Genomic DNA, 872 nt, shown 5'->3' with positions numbered 1-872 from the left:
ATCCTCAATGTCATCATCAAAAAGAACGATGGTATTCCTGTAAAAATAAGTGATGTTGCCAATGTTGCTATAGGCAAAGAACTTAGAACAGGGGCTGCTACTCGTAATGGCATTGAGACAGTGCTTGGTACAACCATGATGCTGATTGGTGAGAATTCTCGCACCGTTGCTTTAGAAGTGGAACATAAGCTCAGCGAAATACAAAAATCTCTGCCAAAGGGCATTACCGCAGAGCCTGTTTACGACAGAACAACGTTAGTAGATAAAGCGATTGCAACCGTTACCAAAAACCTCGTTGAAGGTGCGCTTTTAGTTATTGTTGTGTTATTTATTCTACTTGGAAATTTACGTGCAGCTCTCATTACCGCTGCTGTTATCCCTATTTCCATGTTAATGACAATCACAGGTATGGTGCAAGCAGGAGTATCTGCCAATTTAATGAGTCTCGGCGCATTGGACTTTGGCTTGATAGTGGACGGGGCTGTAATCATCGTTGAAAACTCTGTCCGTAGGTTAGCACAGGCCCAACACAACGGTCATAGGCAAGACTTAAGAGAACGCCTAAATACCGTTTTTGAAGCCACTTCAGAAGTGATACGTCCAAGCTTGTTTGGTGTGGCAATTATCACTGTTGTTTACATCCCCATTTTCACGCTAACTGGCGTTGAAGGGAAAATGTTCCACCCTATGGCGGCAACTGTCGTTATGGCGTTAATTTCCGCAATGATCCTTTCAGTTACACTGGTTCCTGCTGCTGTAGCTGTGTTTATGAAAGGTAAAATCAGCGAAAAAGAAAGTGTAGTTATTCGTTCAACCAAGTCTATTTATGAACCATTGTTAAAAATGGCGATGAAATTTCGTTGGATTATTGT

At 42.0% G+C, this 872-nt stretch carries 1 protein-coding gene; it reads left to right on the top strand.

Features of this window, described 5'->3' with window-relative positions:
* On the top strand, positions 1 to 872 hold an 872-nt coding region (locus MTN96_RS36825; RefSeq protein ID WP_248534845.1), incomplete at both ends, for an efflux RND transporter permease subunit.

This window comes from Pseudoalteromonas sp. 2CM28B, assembly GCF_023161935.1.
This window is presented reverse-complemented; position numbering and strand designations above follow the sequence as displayed.